Below are 586 nucleotides of genomic sequence, written 5' to 3' on the forward strand. Positions count from 1 at the left end.
GTATAGAATTATTGCAATCTTCAATAACTCCGAAGCTTGTAAGTTCATGAACCCTAAGTTAATCCAACTTTTAGAACCATTGATATTTTTTCCTATTACTAATGTTAGTAGTAAAAGTGTAAAAATACCAATCATCATACCTTTTTGAACATTAGGCTTTTTTAATACTTTAACATTCATAATAAAAGCCATAAAAAATACGATAACAAAGCTCATGATAACGTATAAAAGTTGTCGATTGTAGAAGTATGTTCCGGAAACTGGTACTCCCCCGGTTAACGTACCTTTTGTAGCTGCAACCATGCTTGCGCTATAAACCATTACTAATCCAATCAAACAGAGGACAACATAAGTTATTAACAATGGATAATCGATAAATTTAGAAGTCTTTCCAATATATCGCATTATATTTTTAAAATTTTTCATATACTAGATCTTCCAATACTAAATGATTAAAATTTATCTCTTTGTTGACTTAATAAAACACATCGCTACTAAAAAGCGTTCTTATCTATTATATACTTCAACGTATCTATTAAACAAATATAAACAAATAGATTTACCTTTAAAACCCATGATTTAAATT

General features: G+C 28.2%; 1 protein-coding gene. It reads right to left on the reverse strand.

Features of this window, described 5'->3' with window-relative positions:
• The coding region (locus IE142_RS40120; protein WP_191889483.1) for an FtsW/RodA/SpoVE family cell cycle protein at nucleotides 1-426 on the reverse strand (426 nt) is incomplete at its 3' end.
• Between the last annotated feature and the right edge of the window lie 160 nt (nucleotides 427-586).

The sequence above is a fragment of the Streptomyces mutabilis genome (genome assembly GCF_014649815.1).
Lineage (GTDB): Bacteria > Actinomycetota > Actinomycetes > Streptomycetales > Streptomycetaceae > Streptomyces > Streptomyces mutabilis.